At 30.8% G+C, this 2,269-nt stretch carries 1 protein-coding gene; it reads right to left on the bottom strand.

Annotation, left to right across the window (positions count from 1 at the left end; translation table 11 throughout):
* Window positions 1-2,043: Cna B-type domain-containing protein (locus CD111_RS10095; RefSeq protein WP_142380954.1), on the bottom strand; the 2,043-nt coding region annotated here is incomplete at its 3' end.
* Window positions 2,044-2,269: the final 226 nt, after the last annotated feature.

Raw genomic sequence — 2,269 nt, 5'->3', positions numbered from 1 at the left:
TCCATCTTGTTCACTGACTTCTACTGAATCTATTTTTTCACCATTTGCTAATAAGTTGACTGTTACTTTCTCTGGGCGTTTACCATCTTGGTTGTCATGGTCTTTCCATACTTTTTCCCCTGATACTTTTGTAGATTCAGGTTTATATGTGTTTGTGATTGCAAAGCTATTATCATTTACCTTACTTATGCTTGATTCATATCCACCTGTAGTATTTATCTCTTCTACTTTATAGTCAATGACATTATCATTGCTATCCAGTTTGTCTAAATTTTGCCATTCATAAGACCAATTGTTTTCGCTTGAAAGCGACACTACTTCTCCAACTGATTCTTTCTTGTTATCAACGATTTTGTATAATTGTACTTGTACTTCTTTTGCGCGTTTACCATCTTGGTTGTTTTTATCATCCCAGATTTTTTCAACTGCAATTTTAGTCTTTTCTAATTCCTTCTCTGTATTCGTGATCGTTAAGCCTTCTTCTTTTTTCGTATATCCTTTAGGTACTGTACTTTCACCCTGTTCATTGACTTCCTGAGCGACATATTCTATTTTATTTCCTTCTTGATCGCTTTCTAAAACGTTTTCCCATGTCACTTCAGTTATACCAGATTCCAATTTCTTTATTTCAGCATTCTCTACAGGTACGACAGAACCGTCTGAAGATTTTTGATATAATTTAAAGAATATTGTTGGATGATTTGTCTTACCATCTTCCCAGACTTTCTTAGCTGTAACATCTTTCGTTTTGATTTCTTTCTTTTCATTATCTACTTCTAAGAAGTAACCAACATTATCCTCATCTTTCAATTCAAACTCATAAGTTTTATCCTTATCAAATTGATATGGGGCTGGCGCTTCTGTTTCTTTGACAATATATTTACCACTTGGTAATCCTTTTATATTCGCAATTCCTTCATTATTTGTAATGATTTCTACTTCTTGTTGGTTATTAATAATTACATTACCATCAGCTCTAGTTAATTTGAATTTAACATTTGATATAGGCGATTTTGTATCTTTATCCTTCTTGAAGATTTTCAATTCACCTTTTTCTGTTCCTTCTATTCCTGCATCACCACTAATATTTTGCACAGTGTAATCAAATGATTTTCCATTCACTTCTTCTTTTCCATGTTCTTGATACCAAGCTTGTGAACGATTTATAAATTCTTTTTGTTTTTCATTTGTGATTTTTGTTTTATAGGCTATTGTAAATTGATTATTTGAGGCATAGCCTTGAGGTATATAAACATCAATTGTGTTCTTATCTTGATCTGCTGTAATGACAGCGCCTGGAATATATTCTTGGAATTTCGCTATAGCATCAGGCCCAGAAAAATAATTACTATGCGTGCCATCAATTCTAATATTCAAACTTTCAAGCTCTAATTGTTGGCCTTCTTGAATTTGATCATTAACTCTTATCTCTTTTGAAACAGGTTTCTGTTCATTATTAATATTTAAAAACCATCTTACATGACTAGTGTCTTCTGGTAATATATCACCAGTTTTATCGTAGAATACACTTTCAGTTCCCGATTCACCTTTGTGTATAGTAACAACTTTTGAAGTATTTCCCGACTTAATTGTCACATTCTTATCATCTTCTTGTTGTGTATCTGTGTAATTTCTCCCTTGTATTTCAAATTCTGCAAATCCTGAAGCATCATCAAAAGTTTCTATATTATCACTAAACGTGATTGTTGCACCATCTTTATTAATTACAACTTCTCCGACTTTCTTTCCCCTAATTTCTAGAGGTATTGTTTTACTAAATCCTTCAATCTTACCTTGATTATTAGATGGCCAATCTACCTTTATAAAATCGCCACTCTTTATTTTTCCTCCAGTGTCATCAAAAGTAACTCTCACTTTTGCATTCGCACCATCATTCATCACTTCCGGATTCACAGTTAAATTTGTGACATTTCTTGCAGAAATATCTTGTCCTTCCGCAAATACTTTTTCACCATTTACAAACGGCGAAAACAAATTAAGTAATAACATAAAAACTGAAAACACAACTAATTTTTTTCCCATATTTAATTAATCCTCCCTTAATTTTATGATAACCTTTCAAAAAATATTAACCTTTTACAATATTAATATTTTCATATCATTATATGTTATAAACAACTATTTGTGAATAATAATCTTCAAAATTTTAACAAGTTTAAGAAATACAATTTTTATTTAAGTAAAATAATTTTGATTTTAAAATGAAAACTTACTATTATATTATTTCACATATGAAAAGCCATTATGT

The sequence above is a fragment of the Mammaliicoccus stepanovicii genome (genome assembly GCF_002902525.1).
GTDB classification, from domain to species: Bacteria; Bacillota; Bacilli; order Staphylococcales; family Staphylococcaceae; genus Mammaliicoccus; species Mammaliicoccus stepanovicii.
This window is presented reverse-complemented; position numbering and strand designations above follow the sequence as displayed.